21 protein-coding genes are annotated in these 25,555 nt (G+C 61.3%); 7 read left to right on the forward strand and 14 right to left on the reverse strand.

Annotation, left to right across the window (positions count from 1 at the left end; genetic code table 11):
• The first annotated feature begins 6 nt into the window (after window positions 1–6).
• Window positions 7–2,436, forward strand: coding sequence for a TonB-dependent siderophore receptor (locus tag HYI44_RS26725; RefSeq protein ID WP_225570947.1), 2,430 nt, complete (start codon window positions 7–9; stop codon window positions 2,434–2,436).
• A 34-nt stretch (window positions 2,437–2,470) separates the two neighbouring features.
• Here HYI44_RS26725 and HYI44_RS26730 read toward each other — a convergent pair whose 3' ends face one another.
• On the reverse strand, window positions 2,471–3,346 hold the full coding sequence (locus HYI44_RS26730; RefSeq protein ID WP_122837564.1) for an AraC family transcriptional regulator: 876 nt from the start codon (window positions 3,344–3,346) through the stop codon (window positions 2,471–2,473).
• A 135-nt stretch (window positions 3,347–3,481) separates the two neighbouring features.
• Here HYI44_RS26730 and HYI44_RS26735 point away from each other — a divergent pair, with 135 nt between their 5' ends.
• Entirely contained in the window at window positions 3,482–4,384 is a 903-nt protein-coding gene (locus HYI44_RS26735; protein ID WP_122837565.1) for a DMT family transporter, read from the forward strand.
• A gap of 73 nt (window positions 4,385–4,457) precedes the next feature.
• Here HYI44_RS26735 and HYI44_RS26740 read toward each other — a convergent pair whose 3' ends face one another.
• Both HYI44_RS26740 and HYI44_RS26745 read right to left on the reverse strand, forming a co-directional pair.
• Window positions 4,458–5,432: a 2-hydroxyacid dehydrogenase gene (locus tag HYI44_RS26740; protein WP_122837566.1), complete on the reverse strand. Its 975-nt coding sequence runs from the start codon at window positions 5,430–5,432 to the stop codon at window positions 4,458–4,460.
• Between the two features lie 76 nt (window positions 5,433–5,508).
• Complete coding sequence (locus HYI44_RS26745; protein WP_122837567.1) at window positions 5,509–6,477, reverse strand: LysR family transcriptional regulator; 969 nt, start codon at window positions 6,475–6,477, stop codon at window positions 5,509–5,511.
• A gap of 258 nt (window positions 6,478–6,735) precedes the next feature.
• Here HYI44_RS26745 and HYI44_RS26750 point away from each other — a divergent pair, with 258 nt between their 5' ends.
• From HYI44_RS26750 to HYI44_RS26765, 4 genes are all read left to right on the forward strand, one after another.
• Window positions 6,736–8,247, forward strand: coding sequence for an efflux transporter outer membrane subunit (locus tag HYI44_RS26750; RefSeq protein ID WP_122837569.1), 1,512 nt, complete (start codon window positions 6,736–6,738; stop codon window positions 8,245–8,247).
• A 168-nt stretch (window positions 8,248–8,415) separates the two neighbouring features.
• Complete coding sequence (locus tag HYI44_RS26755; protein ID WP_225570948.1) at window positions 8,416–10,608, forward strand: FUSC family protein; 2,193 nt, start codon at window positions 8,416–8,418, stop codon at window positions 10,606–10,608.
• Complete coding sequence (locus HYI44_RS26760; RefSeq protein WP_045061386.1) at window positions 10,598–10,798, forward strand: DUF1656 domain-containing protein; 201 nt, start codon at window positions 10,598–10,600, stop codon at window positions 10,796–10,798. The genes HYI44_RS26755 and HYI44_RS26760 overlap by 11 nt, the downstream gene beginning before the upstream one ends.
• Before the next feature lie 24 nt (window positions 10,799–10,822).
• Window positions 10,823–11,680 (forward strand): HlyD family secretion protein, encoded by an 858-nt coding sequence (locus tag HYI44_RS26765; protein WP_045061385.1) that lies wholly within the window; start codon window positions 10,823–10,825, stop codon window positions 11,678–11,680.
• A 58-nt stretch (window positions 11,681–11,738) separates the two neighbouring features.
• Here HYI44_RS26765 and HYI44_RS26770 read toward each other — a convergent pair whose 3' ends face one another.
• The gene (locus HYI44_RS26770) at window positions 11,739–12,137 is read right to left on the reverse strand and encodes a DUF4440 domain-containing protein (RefSeq protein ID WP_122837571.1); all 399 of its coding nucleotides are present in this window, start codon (window positions 12,135–12,137) and stop codon (window positions 11,739–11,741) included.
• Complete coding sequence (locus HYI44_RS26775) at window positions 12,134–13,354, reverse strand: MFS transporter (RefSeq protein ID WP_225570949.1); 1,221 nt, start codon at window positions 13,352–13,354, stop codon at window positions 12,134–12,136. The genes HYI44_RS26770 and HYI44_RS26775 overlap by 4 nt, the downstream gene beginning before the upstream one ends.
• 110 nt (window positions 13,355–13,464) lie before the next feature.
• Between HYI44_RS26775 and HYI44_RS26780 the strand changes: the two genes are divergently transcribed.
• Entirely contained in the window at window positions 13,465–14,346 is an 882-nt protein-coding gene (locus HYI44_RS26780) for a LysR family transcriptional regulator (protein ID WP_225570950.1), read from the forward strand.
• A gap of 179 nt (window positions 14,347–14,525) precedes the next feature.
• Here the strand turns inward: HYI44_RS26780 and HYI44_RS26785 are convergent, their stop codons facing one another.
• The 9 genes from HYI44_RS26785 to algG all read right to left on the reverse strand — a co-directional run bounded on the left by HYI44_RS26785 (window position 14,526) and on the right by algG (window position 25,548).
• Window positions 14,526–15,350 carry an SDR family oxidoreductase gene (locus tag HYI44_RS26785; protein ID WP_225570951.1) on the reverse strand — a complete coding sequence of 275 codons (825 nt, stop codon included), beginning with the start codon at window positions 15,348–15,350 and terminating at the stop codon, window positions 14,526–14,528.
• Window positions 15,351–15,383: 33 nt separating this feature from the next.
• Window positions 15,384–15,848, reverse strand: a complete 465-nt coding sequence (locus HYI44_RS26790; protein ID WP_045061383.1) for a multidrug transporter — start codon at window positions 15,846–15,848, stop codon at window positions 15,384–15,386.
• 289 nt (window positions 15,849–16,137) lie between these two features.
• Window positions 16,138–17,589, reverse strand: a complete 1,452-nt coding sequence (locus tag HYI44_RS26795) for a mannose-1-phosphate guanylyltransferase/mannose-6-phosphate isomerase (RefSeq protein ID WP_045061382.1) — start codon at window positions 17,587–17,589, stop codon at window positions 16,138–16,140.
• Between the two features lie 145 nt (window positions 17,590–17,734).
• Window positions 17,735–18,391: an alginate O-acetyltransferase AlgF gene (locus tag HYI44_RS26800; protein WP_045061381.1), complete on the reverse strand. Its 657-nt coding sequence runs from the start codon at window positions 18,389–18,391 to the stop codon at window positions 17,735–17,737.
• A gap of 17 nt (window positions 18,392–18,408) precedes the next feature.
• Window positions 18,409–19,584, reverse strand: a complete 1,176-nt coding sequence (locus HYI44_RS26805) for an alginate O-acetyltransferase (protein WP_122837575.1) — start codon at window positions 19,582–19,584, stop codon at window positions 18,409–18,411.
• Between the two features lie 11 nt (window positions 19,585–19,595).
• The gene (locus HYI44_RS26810; RefSeq protein WP_122837576.1) at window positions 19,596–21,161 is read right to left on the reverse strand and encodes an MBOAT family O-acyltransferase; all 1,566 of its coding nucleotides are present in this window, start codon (window positions 21,159–21,161) and stop codon (window positions 19,596–19,598) included.
• Window positions 21,162–21,372: 211 nt separating this feature from the next.
• Entirely contained in the window at window positions 21,373–22,503 is a 1,131-nt protein-coding gene (locus HYI44_RS26815) for a mannuronate-specific alginate lyase (RefSeq protein WP_225570952.1), read from the reverse strand.
• A gap of 11 nt (window positions 22,504–22,514) precedes the next feature.
• Complete coding sequence (locus HYI44_RS26820; RefSeq protein WP_122837578.1) at window positions 22,515–23,963, reverse strand: alginate O-acetyltransferase; 1,449 nt, start codon at window positions 23,961–23,963, stop codon at window positions 22,515–22,517.
• Between the two features lie 10 nt (window positions 23,964–23,973).
• Window positions 23,974–25,548 (reverse strand): mannuronan 5-epimerase AlgG, encoded by a 1,575-nt coding sequence (gene algG / locus HYI44_RS26825; protein ID WP_225570953.1) that lies wholly within the window; start codon window positions 25,546–25,548, stop codon window positions 23,974–23,976.
• Window positions 25,549–25,555: the final 7 nt, after the last annotated feature.

Genomic DNA, 25,555 nt, shown 5'->3' on the forward strand with positions numbered 1-25,555 from the left:
TGAGCAATGAAGTCCAGGGCAAAATTGGTTTCGGTCAAACATTGGTTGGGTGCATCTGCACTGGGCTTGACGGCGTCGGCCTTGCTGCCGTCGGGCGTTGCCCTGGGCGCTGACGCCGGGGCAACCCAGCAACATTCCCAGTTCACTTTCGCCCTGCCCGCCAAACCGTTGCCCCAGGCCCTGGCCGACTTCAGCCGGATCACCGGCCTGAGCGTGGTCTACACCGACGAAGCGCCCTACGGTATCAGCGCCCCGGCGGTCAGCGGGCAGATGAGTGCCGAGCAGGCATTGCAGCGTTTGCTGGGCGGCTCGGGCTTCACCTTCCGCCGAACGGATGCTCATACCCTCGCGCTGGAGCCGCTGCCCACCCAGGGCGCTGTGAACCTCGGCGCGACGACCATTACCTCGGTGCTGGATCAATCCACCAGCTATCAGCCGCCGCCCACCAGTTCGGTGATGCGCTCGCAGGCGTTGCTCCAGGAAATCCCGCAGACCGTCAACGTGATCCCGGCCCAGGTCATCCGCGATCAGGCACCGCGCAATCTGGATGATGCACTCGCCAACGTCAGCGGCATCACCCAAGGCAACACGCTGGGCAGCACCCAGGACTCGGTGATGACCCGCGGTTTCGGTGATAACCGCAATGGCTCGATCATGCGCGATGGCATGCCGGTGATACAGGGCAGGGGCCTTAACGCCACGGTGGACCGGGTCGAAGTGCTCAAGGGCCCGGCTTCGCTGCTGTACGGGATTCAAGACCCCGGCGGTGTCGTCAACATGGTCAGCAAAAAGCCCGAGCTTGAGCAATACAACGCCTTGAACCTGCGCGGCTCGACCTACGGCAACGGCAAGAACGGCAGCGGCGGCGGCCTTGACAGCACCGGTGCCCTGGGTGATTCCGGGTTCGCGTACCGCATGGTGCTGGACCACGATGACGAGGATTACTGGCGCAATTACGGAGTGCAGCGCGAGACCCTGGTAGCGCCGTCGCTGGCCTGGTTCGGTGACAACACGAAGTTGTTGTTCGCCTATGAACACCGGGAATTTCTCACCCCGTTCGACCGCGGCACGGTGATCGATCCCCGGGACAATCATCCGCTGGACATCTCCCGCGGGCGTCGCCTGGACGAGCCGTTCAACGACATGGAAGGCCGTTCGGACCTCTATCATTTCGAGGCCGATCACCAGCTCAATGACAACTGGAGCGCGCACTTGGGCTACAGCTGGAACCGCGAAACCTACGACGCCAGCCAGGTCCGCGTCACGGCTATCGATACCACTAACGGCACGCTGACCCGCAGCATGGACGGCACGCACAACGCGATCAGCACCGATCGCTTCGCCACGGCCAGCGTGGAGGGCCGCGTCGATGTCGCGGGCATGCAGCATGACCTGGTGTTCGGGATCGATGACGAGTACCGCAAGATCTACCGTGCCGACCTGATCCGCCAGAAAAGTCTCAGCACCTTCAGCTACATTAATCCGGTGTACGGCCGCGAAGTGGAAGGCACCACAGTCAGCCCGGCGGACAGCGCACAGACCGACCTGCTGCGCAGCGATTCGATGTTCCTGCAGGACTCGATTCACTTGAACGAGCAGTGGATTCTGGTCGGTGGCGCGCGATTCCAGGCGTACGACCAGTACGCCGGCAAAGGCGTGCCGTTCCAGGCCAACACCGACAGCAACGGCCAGAAATGGGTGCCCCGCGCCGGCCTGGTGTATCGCTACACCGATGCCCTGTCGTTTTATGGCAGCTATACCGAATCGTTCAAGCCCAACTCGACCATTGCGCCGCTGAGCGGCAGCAGCACGGTGCTCGATGGCAGCATCGCCCCCGAGGAGGCCAAGTCATGGGAGGTCGGCGCCAAGCTGGACCTGCCAGGGCGTGTCACCGGTAACATCGCGTTGTTCGACATCAAGAAGCGCAATGTTCTGGTCGCCAATTCCGAAGGGCCGGTGACCCTCTACAGCGCCGCTGGCGAAGTACGATCCCGTGGCCTGGAAATGGATCTGAGCGGCCAGCTCAGTGACCGCTGGAGCATGATTGGCAGCTACGCGTATACCGACGCCGAGGTCACTGAAGATCCGACCTACAAGGGCAAGAAACTGCAGAATGTGGCGAAGAACAGCGGCTCGCTGTCGGCGGTGTATGACTTCGGCAATATAGTCGGAGGTGACCAGTTGCGGGTGGGCGCCGGCGCACGCTACGTCGGCGAGAGGGCGGGCAACGCCGTAAATGATTTTGACCTGCCCAGCTACACGGTGGCGGATGCGTTTGCCACCTATGACACCAAGGTCGAGGGGCAGACGGTCAAGTTTCAGCTCAACGTGAAGAACCTGTTTGATCGCACGTACTACACCTCGGCGGCGAGCCGGTTCTTCGTGTCGATGGGGGATTCGCGACAGGTGATGCTATCGAGTACGTTGGAGTTCTGACGAAGGCGGCAGCACAGGCGCCAACCCCCCAAGCCTAGCGTAAAAAAGCCTGCCGATACTCCCCAGGCGTCCCACCCAACGCCTGGCGAAACCGGTTGGTGAAATGGCTGGCACTGGAAAACCCGCACGCCAGTGCAATCTCCCCCAGGGGCTGTGCGCTTGTGCGCAACAGGTCCTGCGCCCGACGCAAGCGCCGCGCCAGCACATACTGGTGCGGCGGCAAGCCAAAGCTCTGGCGAAACATCCGCGCAAAGTGATACTCCGACAACGCGCACAATCCGGCCAGTTGCCCCAGGCTGATGGGCTCGGCCAGCTGACTGTCGATGAATTCGACCAGTTGCCGCCGCTGATGCGCCGCCAGTCCGCCCTTGAGCCGCAATCCTTCGCGCTTGCCCACCTGGCCAAGCAATACGTGACTGAGCATCTCGTGGGCCAGGCTGCTGGTGAGCAGGCGTTCGCCAGGCTCATCCCAGTTGAGCGCGATCAATTGGCGAAAGCGCCGGGCCTGGATCGGGTCGTCGAGAAAGGTGTGCTCACGCAGGAGCAACTCGCGAGGTTCGCGGTCGAGCAGGGTGACGCAACCGAGGGCAAACTGCTCAGGGCTGAAATACACATGGGCCAGGCGGATATCGCCATTGATCACCCAGGCCGAGGGATGTTCGGCGGGCAGGATGCACAGCTTGTCCGGGCCGCCCATGATGCCGGGCTGATCACGGCGAAAGGTGCCGGTACCGCCGCCGATGTAGCAGGACAAAGTGTGGTGGCTGGGCGCCTCGTAATCCTGAGCGTCGTGATGATTGTTCCACAGGGCTGCCGCCATGCCGTCACCGAGTTCGGCGCTGTGCTCAAGGCGAGCATGGGCCGAACGGTTAAGAGCTTGAAAGACTTGCAGGGATTCCAGTGCGGGCATTATCGATTCTCCAACGCCTTGCATCCTACTCCGTAGCGCGTGACCTGCCAGCCCGTGGCGGACAAAAGCGCAAGTTTATGCAAGTGCGCCGAAACCCGACGCAGGACACTGAGCTCCTATTCAGGAGTTTTGATCATGAACCTTTCGTTGTATTTGCTGACCGTGCTGATCTGGGGCACCACCTGGATTGCCTTGAAATGGCAGTTGGGCGTGGTCGCTATCCCGGTGTCGATCGTCTATCGCTTCGGCCTCGCCGCGCTGGTGCTGTTCGTGATGTTGCTGCTCACCCGACGCCTGCAGGTGATGAATCGCCGCGGCCATCTGATTTGCCTGGCGCAGGGCCTGTGCCTGTTCTGCGTCAACTTCATGTGTTTCCTCACCGCCAGCCAGTGGATCCCCAGCGGTCTGGTGGCGGTGGTGTTTTCCACGGCCACCTTGTGGAACGCCTTGAATGCCCGGGTGTTCTTCGGTCAGAAAATCGCTCGTAATGTCTTGATGGGGGGCGCTTTGGGCCTGATGGGGCTCGGTTTACTGTTCTGGCCAGAGCTTGCGGGCCACACCGCCTCCCCGCAAACCCTGCTGGGCCTGGGGTTGGCGCTATGCGGCACGCTGTGTTTTTCCGCCGGCAACATGTTGTCGAGCCTGCAGCAGAAAGCTGGCCTCAAGCCGCTGACGACCAATGCCTGGGGCATGGCTTATGGCGCAGCAATGTTGTCGGCCTGGTGTCTGGTCAGGGGCATCCCCTTCGACATGGAGTGGAATGGCCGTTACATCGGCTCATTGCTCTATCTGGTGATTCCAGGTTCGGTGATTGGCTTCACCGCCTACCTGACATTGGTCGGCCGCATGGGGCCGGAACGAGCCGCTTACTGCACCGTATTGTTCCCGGTGGTTGCGCTTAATGTGTCGGCATTTGCCGAAGGTTATCAGTGGACCGCTCCGGCACTCGTCGGGCTGGTTTTGGTCATGCTGGGCAACGTGCTGGTGTTTCGTAAGCCTCGCGCGACGTCCAGACCCATGGCCGGCAAATTGGCATAAGGAGCAGGGCCTTCACGAGTCTTTCACTGCTGTCAGATACCTGGCACGCCGGTGAAGGCGTGCCAGGTCACCATCAGCCTTTCCAGGTCTGCGGATTGACCAGGTCTTGTGGGCGTTCGCCCTGCAGGGCGCTGCGCAGGTTGATAATGGCGCGATTGGCCATCGCTTCACGGGTTTCATGGGTGGCCGAGCCGATATGCGGCAGGGTGACGGCGTTCTTCAACTGGAACAACGGCGACTCGCTCAGCGGCTCTTTCTCGTAGACGTCCAGGCCCGCGCCACGAATGCGGTTGTTCTGCAGCGCTTCAATCAGTGCGGGTTCATCCACCACGGGCCCGCGCGAAATGTTCACCAGGATTGCGCCTGGCTTCATCAGTCCCAGTTCACGATGGCTGATCAGGTGTTTGGTCTTCTCGCTGAGCGGCACCACCAGGCAGACGAAATCGGCTTCGGCCAGCACCTGGTCGAGGCTGCGAAATTGCGCGCCAAGTTCCTGTTCCAGGTCGCTCTTGCGGCTGTTGCCGCTGTAGATGATTGGCATGTTGAAGCCCAGGCGGCCGCGTCGCGCGATCGCTGCGCCGATATTGCCCATGCCGACGATGCCCAGGGTCTTGCCATGCACATCGCTGCCGAACAGCGCCGCGCCGACGCTGGCCTGCCATTGCCCGGCCTTGGTCCAGGCATCCAGTTCAGCCACCCGGCGGGCGCTGCTCATGATCAGGGCAAACGCCAGGTCCGCCGTGCTCTCGGTCAGGACGTCAGGGGTATTGGTGAGCATGATGCCGCGCTCGTTGAAATACGCCACATCGTAGTTGTCGTAGCCCACCGAGACGCTGGACACCACCTGCAGCTTGGCTGCGGTCTCCAGCTGCGCACGCCCGAGCTTGCGTCCGACACCAATCAAGCCATGGGCGTGGGGCAAGGCCTCATTGAATTGGGCGTTGATATCGCCGTTTTTCGGGTTGGGCACGATGACGTCGAAATCCTGCTTCAGGTCTTCGATCATCTGCGGTGTGATGCGGCTGAACGCGAGTACGGTCTTTTTCATGGGTGGAGGGCTCGTCGGGCGGTGAGAATGCCAAGCACGCTAACATTCTTTTCCGGTGCCGGGCGAGCCTGGCCAGTCAATTAGCCAGCCGGACACCGGCCAGGCTGCCGCTCAATTCATAAGCCGCCAGTTCCGCCTGATGCGCCGCCAGTATTTCCGGTAACGACCCACGCAGGTACTCGACCCAGGTCTTGATTTTCGCGTCCAGATATTGCCGCGAAGGATAGATCGCATACAGGTTCAGTTCCTGTGAGCGGTAATTGGGCATGACCCGCACCAGCGTGCCGTTGCGCAGACCTTCAATGGCCGCGTAAACCGGCAGGACGCCCACGCCCATGCCGCTGGTGATTGCCGTTTTCATGGCGTCCGCTGAATTCACCAGGAACGGCGAGGTATTGATGGTGACCATTTCCTGGCCCTCCGGACCATCGAACGTCCATTTCTCAAGCGGTATCACCGGGCTCACCAGGCGCAGGCAGGCGTGGTTCAGCAGGTCGCTGGGTTTATGCGCACAGCCATTGGCTTTCACATAGGCCGGCGAGGCGCAGACGATGCTGTAGGTGATGCCCAGGCGCTGCGAGACGAAGCCGGAGTCTGGCAATTCGCTGGCCAGCACGATGGACACGTCGTAGCCCTCGTCGAGCAGGTCTGGCACGCGGTTGGCCAGGGTCAGGTCGAAGGTCACGTCGGGGTGGGTTTTGCGGTAGCGGGCGATGGCGTCGATCACGAAGTGCTGACCGATACCGGTCATGGTGTGCACCTTGAGCTGGCCGGCAGGGCGGGCGTGCGCGTCGCTGGCTTCGGCCTCGGCTTCTTCGACGTAGGCCAGGATCTGTTCGCAGCGCAGCAGGTAGCGCTTACCGGCCTCGGTGAGCGCGATGCGGCGGGTGGTGCGGTTGAGCAGTCGGGTTTGCAGGTGGGCCTCCAGGTTGGAGACCGCGCGCGAGACGTTGGCCGTCGTGGTGTCGAGTTGCACGGCGGCGGCGGTGAAGCTGCCAGCCTCGGCCACGTAACTGAAGGCGCGCATGTTTTGCAAAGTGTCCATGGGGTGCTCTCTGGGCGAATGACAAATTGTGACACAACGTTTCAGAGTCCGAGACCCCGACCAAGGGATTATCGCGTTAACGGTAACAAAGATTCACAAGAATCCCAGCTTATCGCCAACAAAACCCGCCCCTAGAATTGCGCCCACCTTGGCAGGAGCTGCCGCAGCTGCGTTCTTTCGATCTTGAGAATCAGGATCAAACGATCGCACCCTGCGGCAGCTCCTACGGGGATCTCCCTTATTGCAGGAATATCCGCAGTGCCCCGTCGCATCAGCAGAGCGCTTCAGACGTTCAGTGTTTTCGCCCTTTCCCTGGTCATCAGCGGCTGCATCGGCACCGCAGGCATCGCCCCGCAGGGCGAGGCACTGGAGGCCAATGCCCTGGCCACCGACGAAGCTATCCAACACGCTGCAAAGGACGCCAACTGGCCAGTCGCTCAATGGTGGCAGGCCTACCGCGACCCTCAGTTGAATCACTGGATCGACCTGGCCCTGCAGGGCAGCCCGACCCTGGCCATCGCAGCCGCACGGGTACGCCAGGCCAGGGCCATGGCGGGTATCGCCGAATCCGCCGAGTCACTGCAGATCAACGCCGAGTCGACCCTCAAGCGCCACAACTGGCCTTCCGATCAGTTCTACGGGCCGGGCGAACTGGCCGATACCACGACCTGGGACAATAACGCCGCGCTGGGCTTGAGCTACGCCCTCGACCTCTGGGGCCGCGAGCGCAATGCCAGCGAGCGCGCCGTGGACCTGGCGCACATGAGCGCCGCCGAAGCCCGGCAGGCCCAGCTCGAATTGCAGAACAACATCGTGCGCGCTTATATCGAACTGTCGCTGCATTACGCCCAGCGCGACATCGTGGCCGCGACGCTGCAGCAGCAACAGCAGATTCTTGAACTGGCGCAAAAGCGCCTGGACGCCGGCATCGGTACGCACTTTGAAGTCAGCCAGGCCGAAACCCCGCTGCCCGAAACCCACCGCCAACTCGACGCGCTGGACGAGGAGATCGCCCTCAGCCGCAATCAGCTGGCGGCGTTGGCAGGTTTTGGGCCCGGTAACGGGGCACAGTTGCAGCGCCCCACCTTGTCCTTGGGCGCGGCGTTGAAGCTGCCATCGGTGCTGCCGGCGCAGTTGCTCGGACAACGTCCAGACGTGGTTGCCAGTCGCTGGCAAGTGGCGGCGCAGGCGCGGGGCATTGATGTCGCCCATGCGGGTTTCTATCCGAACGTCGATCTGGTCGGCAGTCTCGGCTACATGGCCACTGGCGGCGGGGCGCTTGAGTTCCTGACTGGCAAGAAACTCAACTACAGCGTTGGTCCGGCGATCTCGTTGCCGATCTTCGACGGTGGTCGGTTGCGGGCGCAGTTGGGTGAAGCATCGGCCGGCTATGACATCGCCGTGGCCCGCTACAACCAGACCCTGGTCAACGCCCTGAAGAACATCTCGGACCAGTTGATCCGTCGCGAGTCCATGGACAAGCAGCAGACGTTCGCCGCCGAGTCCGTGGCCGCCGCGCAGAAGACCTACGACATCGCCATGATCGCCTACCAGCGCGGGCTCACCGATTACCTCAATGTGCTCAACGCCCAGACGTTGCTGTTCAAACAGCAGCAAGTGCAGCAGCAGGTCCAGGCCGCGCGCCTGAGTGCCCACGCAGAGCTGGTGACAGCACTGGGTGGCGGGTTAGGGGCGGGCGCGGATGTGCCGCAAGACAGCCAGACCCAGGCGCCGAAAACCCCGGCCCTGCTCAGGAGCCTCTCCCATTGATCACCAGACCTGCGGCAGACCCTGTGGGAGTGAGCCTGCTCGCGATGAGGGCATATCAGGCAATGAGTGTGTTGCCTGACACCACCCCATCGCGAGCAGGCTCGCTCCCACAGGTTCCAAGTCGCCTGCAGGGCTTGTGCCCGGCAAAATTTCATTGAGCAGGACACCATGACACCCTTGCCCGCACCGCTGCGCTGGCTGTACTCCCTCGAATGGCGCCGGGGCTTTTTTGACTGGGCGCGCAGCGATGGCGTGACCTGGGTCTACATCTTTAAAGTGCTGTTCGCCGCCTTCCTGACCCTGTGGCTGGCGATGCGCCTGGAACTGCCGCAGCCGCGCACGGCGATGATTACCGTGTTCATCGTCATGCAGCCGCAAAGTGGTCAGGTGTTCGCCAAGAGCTTCTACCGCTTCCTCGGTACGCTGACGGGTTCGGCGGTGATGGTCGCGCTGATTGCCCTGTTCGCGCAGAACACCGAACTGTTCCTGGGTTCGCTGGCGATCTGGGTCGGCATCTGTTCGGCGGGGGCGGCGCGTTACCGCAATTTTCGCGCGTACGGGTTTGTGCTGGCCGGCTACACCGCCGCGATGGTCGGCCTGCCGGCGCTGGCCCATCCGGACGGCGCCTTCATGGCGGCCGTCTGGCGGGTGCTGGAAATCTCCCTGGGGATTCTCTGCGCCACCCTGGTCAGCGCCGCGATCTTGCCGCAAACCGCCAGTGCGGCAATGCGCAATGCCCTGTATCAACGCTTTGGCGTGTTTGCCCTGTTCGTCACCGATGGCTTGCGCGGCCGCAGCCAGCGGGACGCGTTTGAAGCCAGCAACGTGCGGTTTATTGCTGAAGCGGTCGGCCTGGAAGGCCTGCGCAGTGTCACCGTATTCGAGGACCCGCACATGCGCCGGCGCAATGGTCGCCTCAATCGCCTGAACAGCGAGTTCATGGGCATCACCACCCGATTTAATGCCCTGCATCAGTTGCTGGAACGGCTGCGCAGCAGTGGTACCCATCACGTGGTGGCAGCCATCACCCCGGGCCTGCAGGACCTGGCCGAAGTGCTCGACACCTTCAGCGGTCGCGCCCTGACCTGCCCCGATGCCGCACGCCTGGCGTTGGCTTTGGCGACCTACAAGGAGCATCTGCCAGCCCGGGTGCGCAGCTTGCGGGCAACATTCCAGGAGAGTGAACCGAGCGATGCCGAGCAGCTGGATTTTCATACTGCGTATGAGCTGCTGTATCGCTTCGTCGACGACCTGCACGGGTACGCCCAGACACACGCCTCGCTGGCCGAGCATCGTCATGCGCGGGAGCAGTGGGACGAGCCGTTCACCCCGCAGACCAACTGGCTGGCGGCGGCCGCATCAGGCATTCGCGCGGCGTTTGTGCTGGTGGTGCTGGGCAGTTACTGGGTGGCTACGGCCTGGCCGAGCGGGGCGACCATGACCCTGATTGCCGCCGCGACCATCGGCCTGTCCGCCGCCACTGCGAACCCCAAGCGCATGGCGTTTCAAATGGCCTGCGGGACCCTCCTCGGCGCGCTGATCGGTTTCATCGAGATGTTTTTCATCTTCCCCTGGATCGACGGTTTCCCGTTGCTGTGCGTGATGCTCGCGCCAGTAATCGTGCTGGGTTCGTTCCTGTCGTCGCGGCCGCAATATGCCGGCGTGGGCCTGGGCCTGCTGATCTTCTTCAGCACCGGATCTGTCCCCGATAACCTCACGGTCTACAACCCCTACGCCTTCATCAACGACTACATCGCCATGGTGTTGGGCATGCTGGTGTGCGCGGCCGCCGGGGCGATCATTTTGCCGCCCAACAGCCGCTGGCTGTGGCGCCGGCTGGAGCAGGACCTGCGCGGCCAGGTGGTGTTCGCCATCAGCGGCAAGCTCAAGGGCCTGGCCTCGGGTTTCGAAAGCCGCACCCGTGACCTGCTGCACCAGGCCTACGGACTCGCGGCGGGTCAGCCGCAGGTGCAACGGGACTTGTTGCGCTGGATGTTCGTGGTGCTGGAAGTCGGCCACGCGATCATCGAGTTGCGCAAGGAGCAGGCGATCCTGCCGGTGCATCCGGCCTATGCCGGATCCCAGCCATGGCGCCAGGCGATTCGCGTGATGGGTCGCTCCCTGGTGCGCCTGTTCCTGCAGCCGAGCCAGAGCAATCTGGAGCGTGGCCTGATCGCCGTCGACCACGCCATCAGTCGCGTACAGGCCACCGACGAACCTTTCGCGCCACACTTTGATACCTCGGCGCTACGTCGGGTCAAGAGCTACCTGCACTTCATCCGGACCTCGCTGCTGGACCCGCAATCGCCATTGGCCGCGTATGCCGCTACCCGGCCTCAAGGACTTGATCATGCCTCGTGAAATTGCCTTCCACGGCGTGTACATGCCGACCATGACGCTGATGTTCTTCCTCGCCGTCGCGTTGGCCTGGGCCCTGGACCGGTTCCTGTCCGGGTTCGACCTCTACCGTTTTTTCTGGCACCCGGCGTTGCTGCGCCTGAGCCTGTTTACCTGTCTGTTTGGCGCCTTGGCGCTGACTGTCTACCACTGACTCTCTGCCTTAGAGAATGCCTTGATGAAAAAGCTTTTCAGCCTGCTCGCCACGTTGCTGGTGCTGGCGCTTGCAATATGGATCGGCCGGACCCTGTGGGTGCATTACATGGACACACCCTGGACGCGAGATGGCCGGGTGCGCGCGGACATCATCAACGTTGCCGCCGATGTCACCGGGGAGGTGGTGGATGTGCCAGTGCGCGATAACCAGTTGGTTCGCAAAGGCGATCTGTTGATGCAGATCGATCCCGAGCACTACCGCATCGCGGTCAAACAGGCCCAGGCGCTGGTGGCCTCACGCAAGTCGACCTGGGAAATGCGCAAGGTCAACGCCCATCGTCGCGCCGACATGGACGCGCTGGTGATCTCCAAAGAGAACCGCGACGACGCCAGCAACATCGCCGACTCGGCCCTGGCTGATTACCAGCACGCCCAGGCGCAACTGGAAGCAGCGCAACTGAATCTCAAGCGCACCGAAGTACGTGCTGCGGTCGACGGTTATGTCACCAATCTCAACGTGCATCGTGGCGACTATGCGCGCATCGGCGAAGCAAAAATGGCCGTGGTGGATATGAACTCGTTCTGGGTCTACGGCTTCTTCGAAGAAACCAAGCTGCCCCACGTAAGGGTGGGCGACAAGGCGGACATGCAGTTGATGAGCGGCGAAGTGCTCAAGGGGCATGTCGAGAGTATTTCCCGCGGCATCTACGATCGGGACAACCCGCAGAGCCGCGAGCTGATCGCCGATGTGAACCCGACCTTCAACTGGGTACGTCTGGCCCAGCGGGTGCCGGTACGGATTCACATCGACGAGGTACCGGAGGGGGTGCTGTTGGCGGCGGGGATTACCTGTACGGTGATCGTCAACAACGGACTCTGAAACGCTACGTATTGCCGGTAGAAACCCGATCATTATGGGCGCTCGGTCGTTTATGAAATCAGGCCGGGCAAAAGGTCTCATGCAAATGCCGCCAAACCACCTGCCCTGATTCCAGCTTTTCAAACACCACAGTCGAACGCCGATCCGTCTGCAGCCCTGTCGCATCGGTCTGCAGCTCGCGATAGCTCAGGGTCGCCCCGCGCTCGTGCAGGTCAATCCCGTGCATCTCGCCAAGCTCAATGCGCAGCCCGAGTCGGGCCCCGCCGGCCTTGCGGAACAATTCGCCCAACTGCTCGAAATCCAGGACCCTGCCAGCCGGCGTGATCATCGAAAACTGCGGCGAAAAACGCATCAGCAGGTTTTCCACTACGGCAGGGGGCTGAGGGTCGGCAAACCATTGTTCAATCTGGCGATGAGCTTCAATGACTTCATCAAAATACTCGCGGTAATCATTCATGCAGTTGTTTCCTTGAGGGTAGAGGGACGAACCAGCGCTTGCACCTGCGCGGCATTAAATCTCAGCACGGCAATCAGGGGCAGCAATGTCAGGACGGCGGCAACCAGGAAACAGTGCTCAAAAGCCCGAAGTGAATCTGCACCCAGGGCACCCAGCAACGCGCTCAACACCGCCGTGCCGAGGCAAAAGCTCAGCTGACGATTGATGTTCCACAAAGCGCTGGCATGGTTCATACGCTGTGGATGCACTTCGAGAAATGCCAGGGTCTGCGCGCTGCTGCTGCAAAAACTGCCGCCCAGGCCCATCAGGGCGTAGGCGGCGATCGGCAGCCAGACTTGCGATTGATCAATCAACACCAGCGACGCGATGCCCAGGCTTTGCATGAGCATGCCGGCGATCAGCAACGGCCTTGGGCCAAAGCGATTGAACCCGCGTTTGCCCAGGACTATCGCCACCGCCGAGCCCAAGGCCCAGGGCAACATCAGGGCGCCGATTCGTGTGGTGGCGAAGCCAAGCAGGTGCAGGTACAGCACCGCGATCAGGCTGGTGCCGATGAATACCCCGGGCACGAACAGGTACACCCCCATGGCCAGTCGCAGCGACGGGCTCTTGAGCAACTGCAAATCCAGCAGGGGGCCGCGCTGCTGTTTGCCGTCGGGTACGCCATCTGCCTGTAGCCACAGCGCCGCCAGCAGCAGGGTCAACAGCGTCAGCGGCAGGTTGAGAAGGAACACCCAGCGCCAGGACAACGTCTCGACGATCCACCCGCCCGCTGCCGGGGACAGCGCCGGCACCAACAGGGCTACGGACAATACCCAGGCGGTCAGGCGACTGCGTAAAGGCACGGGGCAGTGCCGGAAGGCCATGGCCTGGCCGACAGGAATCAGCAAGCCACCGCCCAGGCCCTGGAGCAGGCGCCAGCCGATCAGTGCTTCTATCGAATTCGCCCCGGCCACCAGTGACGAGGCGAGGCCGAACAGCGCCAGCGAACCGAGAATCAGCCGTCGCTCGCCGACCTTTGCGGCGAGCCACACACTCAACGGAATAATCAGTGTCAGGCCCAGCATGTAGGCGTTGCTGATCCACGCCAGTTCGCTGACAGACGCCTGCAGCTCCCGGGCGATGTCGGGGTAGGCGATACTGGCGCTGAACATGTTCAGCAGGTCGAGTGCAAAGCCCAACAAATACACCAATGCAACTTTCGAGCGATAAGCCATGGCGACTTCCCTGTAGTGAGACGTGCAGGGTAAGGCGGCTAAAGCCCTAGGGAAACGCGGTTTTGACTGCTAGTTTGTCAAAATTATTTTGACAAGGAGCGCTGACAAGCATGGTTAGCCTGGACCGTTTTGACACCTTCAAGGCGGTGGTCGAAGCCGGATCACTGACCGCCGCAGCGAATCTGCTGGGGCAGACCCGTGCAGTGGTCAGCTTCAATCTCAAGCGTCTGGAGGCCGAGCTTGGGGTCACGCTGCTGACCCGAAGCACACGCAAGCTCGCCCTGACTGACGCCGGCGAGCGTTTTTACCAACGCTGTGTGCGCACCCTGTATGAGGCGCGCATGGCGGTCGAAGATGCGCGCTCCGAGCACACGCAACTGCGCGGCACCTTGCGCCTTACCACCACGGTGGAGTTTGCACTGGCGCAAGTGGTGCCAGCGTTGAAGGTGTTTCGCGCGCAGCATCCACAGTTGAACGTGCACCTGTCGACGTCCTCGACCCACGCCGACCTGATCTCCGAGCGCTTCGACCTGGCGATCCGGCTGGGGCGCATGCACGACTCCAATCTGCGCGCGGTGCAGTTGTCCACCTTCGAGATTTTTGCGGTGGCTTCACCGGCCCTGATCGACGCCTTCGACCCGGCATCGACCCTGGCCGCGCTGGCGCAGTGGCCGGCGCTGGGGCATGGGCGGGTAGGGGAGCTGGCGGTGAAGGACCCTGAGGGAGTCGAGCACCTGTATCAGCCAGCGCCGGGGAAGACGACGATCGTCGCCGACAACTCGATCACCCTGCGGGCGTTGGCGATGAGCGGGCAGGGCGTGGCGATTTTGCCGCAGTGGCTGGTTGAGGAGGATTTGCAGGCGGGGCGGTTGGTGCGCTTGCTGGCGGATCATGCCTTCAGCCAGCAGGGGGTGTATGCGCTGTATCCGGATACGCGGCATCTGCCGCTGAAGGTGCGGGCGTTTATTGATTTCATGAAGGAGTGGCGGTGAGGTCGGGGATCGTGAAGGGTGCCGAACGGTAGGAGCTGCCGAAGGCTGCGATCTTTTGCTCTTCGGCGACTGTTGTGCCGCCAAAAGGCAAGATCAAAAGATCGCAGCCTTCGGCAGCTCCTACGGTGCGAGGCAGGTCGATTCGGTATCAGGTACGGTGCAAGATAGTCGACTCGGTGTTAGAGCTGCCCGCGCAACCCGAACCGCTTCATCAACCCCGACTCCAGCAACCCCTTGGGCAACAACCCCGCCAGCAACGGCAACGCCCGGCTGCCATTGCCCAACCGCAGCAGTCGCGGTGGTCTGTCTTGTTGCACAGCCTTGAGCAGCCCCGCCGCAAATTCAGTGGCCGGGGTCGGGTTGTCTTGCGAGGCCTTGGCCCGCGCACGAATGCCTTCACGCAGCGGCCACCACGGTGATTGCTCGGTGATCAATTGTTCGGCTTCATGGCCGGCATTCTTCGCGAAGCTGGACTCGATGGCACCCGGCTGAACTTCCATGACGCGGATACCAAACGGCGCCAGTTCCATGCGCAGCGCATCGCTCAAGGCATGTACCGCGGCCTTCGACGCACAGTAGGCGCCGGCGAATGGTGTCACCAGCACCCCGGATACGCTGCCGATATTCACCACCAGGCCTTTGGTGTGACGCAGCACCGGGAACATTGCACGGGTGACACCGACAATCGCGAACACATTGGTTTCGAACTGGCGCTGCATCGCCGCCACACCGCCATCGAGCACCGGCCCCATGGCGCCATACCCGGCATTGTTGATCAGCACATCGAGGCCGCCGCGCTCCTGGTTGATCCGCGTACTCAATACCTCCAGCGCCGCAGCGTCGTTGACGTCCAGCTGCACGGCGGTAAAGCCGGCAGCGCTCAACGCGGCCACGTCTTCGGGTTTGCGGGCACTGGCCCAGACTTCATAACCGGCCGCCTTGAAGGCGTCGGCCAGGGCACGGCCAATGCCGCTGGAACAACCGGTAATCAACGCAATCGGCATGGCGCAGTCCTTGTGCAGGAGAAAGTGGAGAGGTCAGTCGGAGAAACTGCCTTGCAAACGCTCGGCGCGAAACTCCAGGGTTTCCGGGCGATAACCTGGACGCAACGGCGGCATGGGCAAACAGTCTTCCCAGTTGCCACCGGCCTGCAATTCGCCAGGGCCACGGTAGCGCGGTGCGGTGTATTGATTGTCGGCGAGGTTGACCGTGTCGCCCGGCGCATAGGCGCCGACGCGCCAGCGCAGTTCGGTCAGCGGTACGTCGTTGGCGTTGTTCATGGTCAGGTGCAAAGGCCGGTCTGCGGGGCAGCTCTGTGGTGCATAGCTGATACGTAGCTCCAGGCGTTCCAGTTGCTTGAGCTCGCGATGGTCCATCCAGATGACCCAGGTGGCCACGAGGCCCAGCCCAACGGCAGCCGCCAGGGACACCGGCAAGGCTTTGGCGGGGTAGCGCAGGAGCAGGACCAGCCAGGTAATGACCAGCAGGACGCCGATAAACATGACGCGAAACCTCGGGGAGAGAGGAGGTCATCCTACCTAAGCGCCGGTGAGGTGGCGATGGGCTTGATTAGTGTGGTGAATCAAATAGCCTCTTCGCGGGCAAGCCCGCTCCCACAGTGATCGGAGTTGGACACAAAGTTAAGGGTCAAACCAAAACCCTGTGGGAGCGGGCTTGTCCGCGAAGAGGCCGGCCGAGGCACCCATAATGCCCAAAAAAAGCCCCCGACCAACCCGCTGCGGATGGGGATTCGCAGCGGTCTGGGCGGGGGCTTCCTGTTTTGCTGAACGCTTACTGCGCGATGGTTTTCACCGACACGCCACGCTCGATCGGGGTGGAGCGACCGTAGATATCTTCAAACCGCTCGATATCATCTTCGCCCAGGTAGCTGCCCGATTGCACTTCGATGATCTCGAGTGGAATCTTGCCCGGGTTGCGCAGGCGGTGAACCGAAGCGATCGGAATGTAGGTCGACTGGTTCTCGCACAGCAGGAACACGTTGTCGTCGCAGGTCACTTCCGCGGTGCCGCTGACCACGATCCAGTGTTCGGCGCGGTGGTGGTGCATCTGCAGCGACAGGCAGGCGCCCGGCTTGACCGAGATGTGCTTGACCTGGAAGCGTCCGCCCATGTCGACCGAGTCGTAGGAACCCCACGGACGATAGACCTCGCAGTGGTTCTGGGTTTCGCTGCGACCCTGCTCGTTGAGGGTGTTGACCATCTGTTTCACGCCCTGGACCGAGTCCTTGTGCGCGATCATCATGGCGTCCTTGGTCTCGACCACCACGATGTTTTCCAGGCCGATCACCGACACCAGTTTGCCGTTGCCGTGGATCATGCAGTTCTTGCTGTCCTGGATCACCACGTCGCCTTTGGTGACGTTGCCGTTGGCGTCCTTCTCGTTGACTTCCCACAGCGACGACCAGCAGCCGACGTCGCTCCAGCCGGCCGTGAGTGGCACGACGCAGGCGCGTTGGGTTTTTTCCATCACCGAGTAGTCGATGGAATTGTCCGGGCAGCAGGCGAAGGTGGCTTCGTCAAAGGTGATGGTGTCGGCGTCCTGTTCGCTGCGCTCAAGGGTCAGCAGGCAGGTGTCGTAGATGTCCGGATCGTGCTTCTTCAGCTCTTCGAGGAAACGGCTGGCGCGGAACAGGAACATGCCGCTGTTCCAGAAATAACCGCCGGACTGGACGAACTCGGTGGCGCGCTTCACGTCCGGTTTCTCGACGAATTGCGAGACGCGGCTGACGCCTTCTGGCAGCAGCGAATCATTGGTCGACTTGATGTAGCCGTAGCCGGTTTCCGGTTTGGTGGCCGGCACGCCGAACAGCACCATTTCGCCGTTTTCCGCAGCAACTGTCGCCAGGGCCAGGGCTCGCTGCAGGGCTTTCTGGTCTTCGAGCACGTGGTCGGCCGGCAGCACCAGCATCAACTCATCGCGACCTTCGTTGATCAGCATCATCGCGGTCAAGGCTACCGCAGGCGCGGTATTGCGACCGAATGGCTCCATGAGGATGCGCTGGGTCTCCAGCTTGCGGGCACTGAGCTGTTCGTTGACGATGAAGCGGTGGTCCTTGTTGCAGACCACGATCGGGGTGTCCATGCCATCGAACACCAGGCGTTCCAGGGTTTGCTGGAACAGCGTGTGCTCGCCGGTCAGGGCCAGGAACTGCTTGGGGAATTGCTTACGCGAAAGCGGCCAAAGACGTGAGCCGCTACCACCTGACAAGATCACCGGAATCATGTTGTTACTCCTTGAAAATCGTTTGGTTAGAGCTACGAACGCTGTGTCGTTTCACTCTTGTTTTTGTTCCGTGTCAGAAGGTCGACGCTGACCCTGTAGGGCCCGTTTCAAGGCCCCGGTGGGTGTCAGCCTTCCGAAAAAATGATTAGCGCGTCGAAACCGGGCGTTTTACCCAGACTGGCGACAGGCTGCTGCCTTTGCCGGTGACGTACAGCACGGCGGCTTCACCGCGTTCCAGGGCAACCGGTTTCACGTCGCCGACTTTGGTGGCGCCGTCATACAGGGCCAGGCTGACTTTGACCGGGTTGATTTCACGCTCGCCACGGCCCTTGGCCGCCACGGACGGCACAACTTCGGTCTTGCCGTCGGCCGTTTTCAGGGTCAGGGCCTTGTCGCTCAGGTTCTGCACGCGCACCAGGGATTTCTGCTTGTTCTTGAACGGCGGTTCTTCGATCAGTTGCGGGGCGCCGCTGGCGTTGTTGACCAGGGTGTAATAGTGGTCACCGGCCAGTTTCACCGGCAGCGACTGGCTGCCGACCTTGGCGCTGTAGTCGCCACCCGGCATGAAGCTGAAGTCAGTGCTGGACAGCGGCGCGACTTCGGCCAGGTTGGTGCTGCCGACGGTGGCGCTGACTTCAGCATTACCCGCGTTGTAGACACGCACGAAGCTCGAGCCTTTCGGTGCGGTGGGGCCGTAGAGCGCGGAGTCGCCACCGGCGAATGCGTTCATCGACAGGACGCTGAAGGTCGCGGCCAGTGCAAAGGTCTTGGCGAGACGACGAGGAGTTGTAGTGAAAGTCATGGTAGTACCTCTCTCTTTCAGTTTTGCGCCCGGTCGGGCGTCTCGGATTTAGTGGTTGCGGCTACGTTTTGTTGGCGGGCGCCGGCTTGTTTAAGCTCTGCGACCCACTGCGGGTCGGCGTCACCGATTTCGTTGTTCACAGGCAGATAACGTTCAGGAAACTCCCAGATCAGCACCTGTGGCGGGCTGTTCTTGAAAGCGTCGCTTTTGAGGTAGGTGAGCATCGGCAGAATCGGGCCATGGCCGTCTTCGGCGTAATTGACCACGTCGCTGTTGAGCGCCTGTTTCAGCGCGCCGACGAAGTTCCAGTTCGGGTTGGCGCTGTAGCTGGTGCCAATCAGCGCCACGGGAACTTCGGTGTTGGCGAACAGGGCGTCATCACCGGCAGGCTGTTCGCCAGTGGCGACCGTGTTGCGCTTCTGCAACGGCTCTTGTGCCGGCATCAGGTTTTCGAACAGCGGGTCCAGCGGCAGGAACAGGCGCAGGTCGCCCTTGTGGGTGACTTTCTCCCCAGGCTGGGTAACGAAGTGTTGCGGTTCGCCGCTGAGCGGGAACTTGGCGGTAATGGTTTTGGCCAGGGTTTCGGCAGCCACTTGCGCGCCTTCCGGCGTCCAGTGAGTGTCGGTGCGCAGGAACACTTGCTCACCCTTGAGCTTGGCCTGGTTGAACGGGCCGAGCAGGTCCGGGGCGAGGATCTTGTTGGCTGCCACGCGGGCATGGAAGTCCTGGTACAGGTTGCCGTGAATGCTCGAAGGCTTCACGTCACCCAGGTGCTCCGGATACAGGCGCGCCTTGGCCGGCACGATCGCCATCACCAGTTTCACGCCTTTGTCTTTCAAGGTCTGGCGCACGCCTTCGACCAGCGCGTAGTTGCCTTGCAGGTTCAACTCTTCGTTGACGATCGGGTTGAACTCTTCATCGCTGTACAGCCATTGGTCGCGACCGAGCACCACGCCCGGACGACCTTCGTTGAACAGTTTGAAGTCCAGCGCAGCCCACAGGTTGGTGCCCAGGCGCTTGATCGGGAACTCTTCGTCGTAGTGCGTCTCGACCGCTTTGGCCCAGCGCCCGTTGAGTACCGTGGTTTCGGCATTGGTGCTGAAGCCCAGGAAGCTGCGCGTGGACCACAGCCCCAGGACCACCAGGATCACCATGAACAGGGCGATGTAGAACAGACGTAATGAGCGGGTCATGGTCGGATCCCTCAGAACTGGAAGTAAAGGAACGGCGAGAAGCTTTGCGCCGACAGTTTGAAGATCGAGGCGATGAACAGCAGCAGTACCAGGGTGCGCATCACATAGCGCGACCAGTCAGCACTCCAGTAGGCCGGTTGCACGGTGGCTTCAACGCCAACGGTGTAGCCCGGTTCGTGGATGCTGGCCGGGTTGTCGCCCGGTACGGCCTTGATCATTCCAGGGGTGGCAGTCGCCGGGCCTTCGGTCGTAGCGTCCACCGCAGGTTTGGACTTTTCAGGCGGCAGGTTGCTGTAGAAATCACGAATGCCGAAGAACGCCAGGGTGGCGTAGGCCACGAACAGGGTCGCCACTTGCAGGCCGGTGAGGCTGGCCTGGTTGAGTTCCGACAGCGACCACTCGCCGAAGCTGAACATCGCGCCGTACATGCGACCGGCGACGTGCAGGTTTTCCGAGCGGAAGATGACCCAGCCCATGACCACCAGCAGGAACGTCAGGGCCCAGCGGATCGGGTTGATGCTGCGTGGCGAGGTATTCAGGCCCAGGGCCTTTTCGATCGCCAGCCACATGCCGTGCCATGCACCCCAGATGATGTAGGTGATGTTCGCACCGTGCCACAGGCCACCGAGCAGCATGGTCAGGAACAGGTTGCGATAGGTCGTCAGCGTGCCTTTGCGGTTGCCGCCCAGAGTGATGTACAGGTAGTCACGCAGCCAGGTGGACAGGCTGATGTGCCAGCGCCGCCAGAACTCGGTGATCGACTGGCTGATGTACGGCTGCTTGAAGTTTTCCATGAAGCGGAAACCCATCATCAAGCCCAGGCCGATGGCCATGTCGCTGTAGCCGGAGAAGTCGAAATACAGTTGCGCGGTGTAGGCCAGGGCGCCGAGCCAGGCGTCGCCGGTGGTCGGGTTCTGCAAGGCAAAGCAGTGGTCGGCGACCACCGCCAGGGTATCGGCGATGAAGACTTTCTTGATGAAACCCTGCATGAACCGCGTGCAGCCCTCGGAAAACTTGTCGAGGGTGTGGGTGCGGTTGTTGAACTGATCGGCGAGGTCGCGAAAACGCAGGACCGGGCCGGCAATCAGGTGCGGGAAGATCGCCACGAAAGCGGCAAAGTCGATCAGGTTGCGTGTCGCCGGGGTATCACCGCGATAGACGTCGATGATGTAGCTGATGGACTCGAAAATGTAGAACGAGATACCGATCGGCAGCAGCACGTGGGTCAGGATGAAGGGCGACAGGCCGACCGAGGTCATCATCGCGTTGATGCTGTCGACGCCAAAGTTGGCGTACTTGAAGTAGCCCAGAATGCACAGGTCGACGGCCACGCCTAGCAGCAGCCAGCGCTGTGCCGGTTTGGTACGCACGCCGGCGGCGCCGACTTTGAGGCCGATCCAGTAGTTCCACAGCGTGACGGCTGCGAACAGTGCAAGGAAGTCCACGCGCCACCAGGCATAGAACACGTAACTGGCGAGCAGCAGCAGCAGGTTGCGATAGCGTATTCCGCTCAGATAGTACATGCCGAGAAAGATCGGCAAGAACAGAAACAGGAACACATTGGATGAAAATACCATCCCGATCTCTCCGTGTTTAACCAACATTCAAGGGCCAACGGCCCCCCCAAACCCCCCACAGAAATCTGGAGGGCAACACACAAAACTGAAACCTGACGCTGACCCTGTGGGAGCGGGCTTGCCCGCGATAGCGTTGGGTCAGTCGACATCAATGTTGAATGTCAGACCGCCATCGCGGGCAAGCCCGCTCCCACAGGGTTTAATAATGTTCCTAAGAACCTTTGCCTTTTTCGCTGGCCGGGTCATAGACCCTGGTCAGGTCACCCCCCAGCCGGAACGTCTTGAACGGCTGCATCTCGTGCTTCTTCTCAAGCACATCAGGGGAGCAGGTGTAGAGCGTGCAGAACGGTTCCAGCCAGGCAAACTTCGAGTCGACCTTGAGGTCGGTCATGTCCTGTTCCTTGCCGTTCTTCTTCTCAAATGCCTCAGGGTCTTCAACCCCGGCGAGCACTCGATCACCCAGGCGTTTGAGCGCGCCGTTGTTTTCCTGACGCACGTCCACACCGTTGACCAGCGCAAAACTGGCGATCATCGACAGCGGCGGCAGGGCGTAGTTGTGATAGGCGAGGGCGCGTTGCTGACGCTTCATTTCGTTAGGGAGGAAGCCATCGGCATCGACCTGATTGGCACCGACCTTGTATTCCTTCACCGCCCAGTCGAACAGGTCGCGGCGGTTGGTGGCGATGGAAGTTGCCATCACCGACCAGGCGGACCAGTAGGAGTGGTTGTTGGTTTTTTCCAGCGGCAGGTTGTCCCAGTCGCTCACCACCTGATCAGCCATCTTGCTGAACCAGGCCTCGATCAACTGCGATTCCTGCTGATGGTTCGCCAGCGGATGCGAGTCGGAGAATTTCAGGTGGATGTACGAAGACGCCATGCTGCCCAGCGCCCATTTGCGCATGGACTTGCCGGTGTGGTTGAAGTCCTTGGACATCAATGCATCGGCCTTGGCCCACGCGGTCAACCAGTTGAGCGTGCATTCGAGCTGTTCCGGGCGACCGTCGCGCATGAATTGCATCACGCGCTTGCTGGTACCGCGCTCGATCTTGGTGATATCCGCAGTAGTGTCGCGGAAGGCCTTTTCCGATGCTTTGTTCAGGGTCGAACGGGCCTTGTCGGAGCCTTCGTACTTGCTGCGAAATTGCAGCGAGCCGGTGTAAGGCGTTGGCATGGCATCACAGCCATCCTTGAAGTCGCCGGTCTTCACTTTCTCGATCGGCGCGAAGTAACCCTGGGGTGGCCGCAGTGGGGCGGCGGCCTGGGTGGCGCCGGCGAACATCGCCAGCGTCAGCACAGAAGGTGCGAGCAACTTCTTCAGCGTTCGCGATTGCATGCATGTCATAAGAGGTAACCTCATTGCCCGGCTTGAGCGGTACGCTGCCCAGCGCCAGGGAACACGTTGCGTTTGCAGATTTTCGCTTCGACTTTCTGCGGCGCGGCACCTGCTTCAGGGCCCTGGACTTCGACGGCCAGCAAATTCTGCGAGGCCCAGTCTTCGTCCGTGCGCAACTCGAAGGCGAAACGCCCGTCGGTGTCGGATGTTTCCGGTTTGTCGATCTTGATGTCCTCGTGGCGACCGTTCATGTACCAGAGGGTGGCTTGCAGGGTTTTCACCGATGGATCGGCGAACCGGATGTCAACCTGGTGACTGCTGTTTTGCAGGTTCAGGTTCTTGCTGTTGACCATCAATTCGTTCTTGCCCGGCTTCAATGTGGTGCTGCCGGTCATCTGTGCTTCCTTGCCTTCGCAACCGTTGTCCAGCAGCGCCATCATCTGGCGGTAGATGGTTTCCTGGTCGAGGCGATAGAGCGGCGAGAATTCCCAGATCAGGATCTTCGGTGGCTTGGTCTGGAATTCTTCGCTGCCCAGGTACTGCAGCATCGAACCTTCCAGGCCACCGCCAGGGAACGCTACGTTGAGGATGTCAGCGCCGATGGCCTCCTGGAGGAAACCAGCGAAGTTGTAGTTCTTGCCACTGTGACTGGTACCGACCAGGGTGATCTCCGGATTGCCGGAGTCGCTGAACAGATCGCCATCGGCCGCTTCGCCTTTGGGTTCCGTGGTGAATTGATCCATGTACTGGATGGCGTAACTGGTGCCGCAGAGTTGACCGGCCATATTGTGTAATGTTCCGGTCTTGCCCATGCGACCCGACTTATGGGTCTCGAATTCACGCTTGGGAATGTCGGCAAAGGCAGGAATCTGCTTGACCTTCTCGGCCACGATTTTTGCCGTGCGCTGGGCGCCATACGGGGTCCAGTGCTGGTCGCCGCGGAAGTAGAAATCGTGGGCGGGCAGGGTGTCGGGCAGCGATTCGTTGGTCAGCGGCGACAGGTCGGGCACTACGTAGCCCATCTGCGCGAAACGCCCGAGCATGGTCTTGTAGTTCTTCAGCGCCTTGTCGAAATCGAACTGGGCTTTATCCTGCGGATTGAGTTTGTTGCGGTTCACCAGGCCACGGGTAGGCTGGTACACGACCACCAGCTCGACGCCTTTGCTCTTGAACGCATCGTGCAGTTGCTGCATGCGCTTGTAGCCGGCTGGCGTGGTGTCGAACTCGGTGCGCAAGTCTTCCTGCGTACGGAACAGCCAGTCGCCCTGGGCCTGCACCAGCGTGGTGAAGTTCTGCTGGTAACGCGTGGTGTAGTTCTTCGCGTCATGGGCTTCGGGGCACAGGTTGCAGCAAGGTTCAGCGGCGAATTCCGGGGCCTTGAGCTCGTCGGCGCGCACGCCGTTGCTGGCAGCGAGAATCCCCAGGGTCAGGCCCGACAGGCTGAGTAATTTGATCAAGTGTGGGTGCATAAAATTATCCTCAGTCCTGCAGTTCGGTCTGGCGTTCGACAGGGTCGATCAGCACGGCTTTCTGCTGGCGTACCAGCAGGTCGAGAATTTCATCCTGGCGCTCGCCAAGAATCCCGTTGAAGCTGATGCCGCTGGATTTGGTCGGGGCGAGCATCGATACCCGATACAGCTCGACGCTCAAGGGCGAGTCGATGGACAGCGGGCCGCTGCCGTTGCCGGCCAGTTCGCCGCCAACGATGATCAGTGAGACCTGGGCGTCGAACGGGTCGAGCTTGATGTCGCGATCGGTATCGCTCAGGTCCTTGATGTGGCCGTATACGCCGGTGAGGCCGTTGGCCATGGCCAGGTTTTCGTAGAGGCGGATGTTCACGCTGTTACGAATCCGGATGCCGTGGCGACGGTTGCTGATCACCTTGTTGCCATACAGCAGGTTGTCGGCACTCTCGTAGAGGGTGATGCCGTCGGTGTGGTTCTTGTAGATCTCGTTGTAGGCGACCAGGTTGTTGACGCTGTTTCGGTCAATCACCAGGCCCGACAGCTTGTTGTCGTAGCTGCGGTTGTTGAAGATGAAGCTGTCGTTGACCTCACGGGAAATGATGATCCCGTGCTTCTTCTTGGTGCCGTAAACGGTGTTGTCGGCGATGATCAGGCCGTGGGAGCGGTCATGCGGGTCAATGCCATAGACGATGTTGTCCTTGTAGGTATTGCCCTTGACCACGAAGCCTTCGGTTTCGTAGCAGTAGAAGCCGTACCACATGTCCGAGAACTCGGAGTCGACGATCCAGCCGGTCGGTTCAGGGCGCTTGAGCATCTTGGCCATGTTCGGCGTGTATTGGGAAATACTCACGCCGTAGGACTTGCTGTTGGCGTAGCCGAAACTGGCGAGCTTGCTGTTGGCGATGTAGGTTTCGGTGCCGCCCCAGGACAACAGGAACGGACGAAATTCCTTGGGCGACTTGAAAGTCGCCGGGCCATTTTCCTTTTCGCGCCAGCCGGTGATTTTGGTATCACGCACGAACAGTTGGCCGTCGTTGACCAGGAACGAGCCGGCCTCCTGGGACAGGCGCAGTTCCTGGGTCTGCTGGTCGATTTCGAGGATGCCTTTTTCACCGACCACGATCGGCAACTTCGCCAGGTAAACACCCGGCGAGGTTTCGCTGAAGTACTGCTTGGGCAGTTTCTTCGCCAGGTCCTTGAGGTTCATGTAGCCGTCGTCGATGAAGATCGCCTGGGGGATGCCGTGCTGGCGCACTACCCATTCAGCCATCTTGTTATCGCCGCCGATGAAGTCCTTCAGGGCGTTTTCCTGCATCATCCGGCGCACGCTGACTTTGCCGGCCTTGGTGCGAACGATCTTGGCGGCAATGGCTTCGGCGGTGTAGCCGGAGGTGTCCGGCAGCTCGGGTTTTGCCAGCTCCAGCGGCGCAGTCGGCGCACTGGTAACGGTGTAGGTCTTGGCCTGTTGCAGTTCCTTGCCCATGGTCACCGGCTTGCTCGCCGGTTCCACGTTGGCGAAGGCGGCCGCGCTTGCCAGCAGCATCGCGCCGGCCAGCAAGGTGATTGAACCTCGCTTCGGATTGTTCATGTCGGGC

Source organism: Pseudomonas sp. Y24-6, from assembly GCF_020295325.1.
Lineage (GTDB): Bacteria > Pseudomonadota > Gammaproteobacteria > Pseudomonadales > Pseudomonadaceae > Aquipseudomonas > Aquipseudomonas gregormendelii.

Bases quoted from the DNA above. Each gene is read 5' to 3' on its own strand.
- HYI44_RS26800 (WP_045061381.1), bottom strand. From the start codon at position 18,391: ATGACTTTCACTACAACTCCTCGTCGTCTCGCCAAGACCTTTGCACTG.
- HYI44_RS26735 (WP_122837565.1), top strand. From the start codon at position 3,482: ATGAACCTTTCGTTGTATTTGCTGACCGTGCTGATCTGGGGCACCACC.
- HYI44_RS26740 (WP_122837566.1), bottom strand. From the start codon at position 5,432: ATGAAAAAGACCGTACTCGCGTTCAGCCGCATCACACCGCAGATGATC.
- HYI44_RS26795 (WP_045061382.1), bottom strand. From the start codon at position 17,589: ATGATTCCGGTGATCTTGTCAGGTGGTAGCGGCTCACGTCTTTGGCCG.
- algG (WP_225570953.1), bottom strand. From the start codon at position 25,548: ATGAACAATCCGAAGCGAGGTTCAATCACCTTGCTGGCCGGCGCGATG.
- HYI44_RS26765 (WP_045061385.1), top strand. From the start codon at position 10,823: ATGAAAAAGCTTTTCAGCCTGCTCGCCACGTTGCTGGTGCTGGCGCTT.
- HYI44_RS26745 (WP_122837567.1), bottom strand. From the start codon at position 6,477: ATGGACACTTTGCAAAACATGCGCGCCTTCAGTTACGTGGCCGAGGCT.
- HYI44_RS26760 (WP_045061386.1), top strand. From the start codon at position 10,598: ATGCCTCGTGAAATTGCCTTCCACGGCGTGTACATGCCGACCATGACG.
- HYI44_RS26820 (WP_122837578.1), bottom strand. From the start codon at position 23,963: ATGCACCCACACTTGATCAAATTACTCAGCCTGTCGGGCCTGACCCTG.
- HYI44_RS26775 (WP_225570949.1), bottom strand. From the start codon at position 13,354: ATGGCTTATCGCTCGAAAGTTGCATTGGTGTATTTGTTGGGCTTTGCA.
- HYI44_RS26780 (WP_225570950.1), top strand. From the start codon at position 13,465: ATGGTTAGCCTGGACCGTTTTGACACCTTCAAGGCGGTGGTCGAAGCC.
- HYI44_RS26725 (WP_225570947.1), top strand. From the start codon at position 7: ATGAAGTCCAGGGCAAAATTGGTTTCGGTCAAACATTGGTTGGGTGCA.
- HYI44_RS26790 (WP_045061383.1), bottom strand. From the start codon at position 15,848: ATGTTTATCGGCGTCCTGCTGGTCATTACCTGGCTGGTCCTGCTCCTG.
- HYI44_RS26815 (WP_225570952.1), bottom strand. From the start codon at position 22,503: ATGACATGCATGCAATCGCGAACGCTGAAGAAGTTGCTCGCACCTTCT.
- HYI44_RS26755 (WP_225570948.1), top strand. From the start codon at position 8,416: ATGACACCCTTGCCCGCACCGCTGCGCTGGCTGTACTCCCTCGAATGG.
- HYI44_RS26805 (WP_122837575.1), bottom strand. From the start codon at position 19,584: ATGACCCGCTCATTACGTCTGTTCTACATCGCCCTGTTCATGGTGATC.
- HYI44_RS26810 (WP_122837576.1), bottom strand. From the start codon at position 21,161: ATGGTATTTTCATCCAATGTGTTCCTGTTTCTGTTCTTGCCGATCTTT.
- HYI44_RS26770 (WP_122837571.1), bottom strand. From the start codon at position 12,137: ATGAATGATTACCGCGAGTATTTTGATGAAGTCATTGAAGCTCATCGC.
- HYI44_RS26785 (WP_225570951.1), bottom strand. From the start codon at position 15,350: ATGCCGATTGCGTTGATTACCGGTTGTTCCAGCGGCATTGGCCGTGCC.
- HYI44_RS26730 (WP_122837564.1), bottom strand. From the start codon at position 3,346: ATGCCCGCACTGGAATCCCTGCAAGTCTTTCAAGCTCTTAACCGTTCG.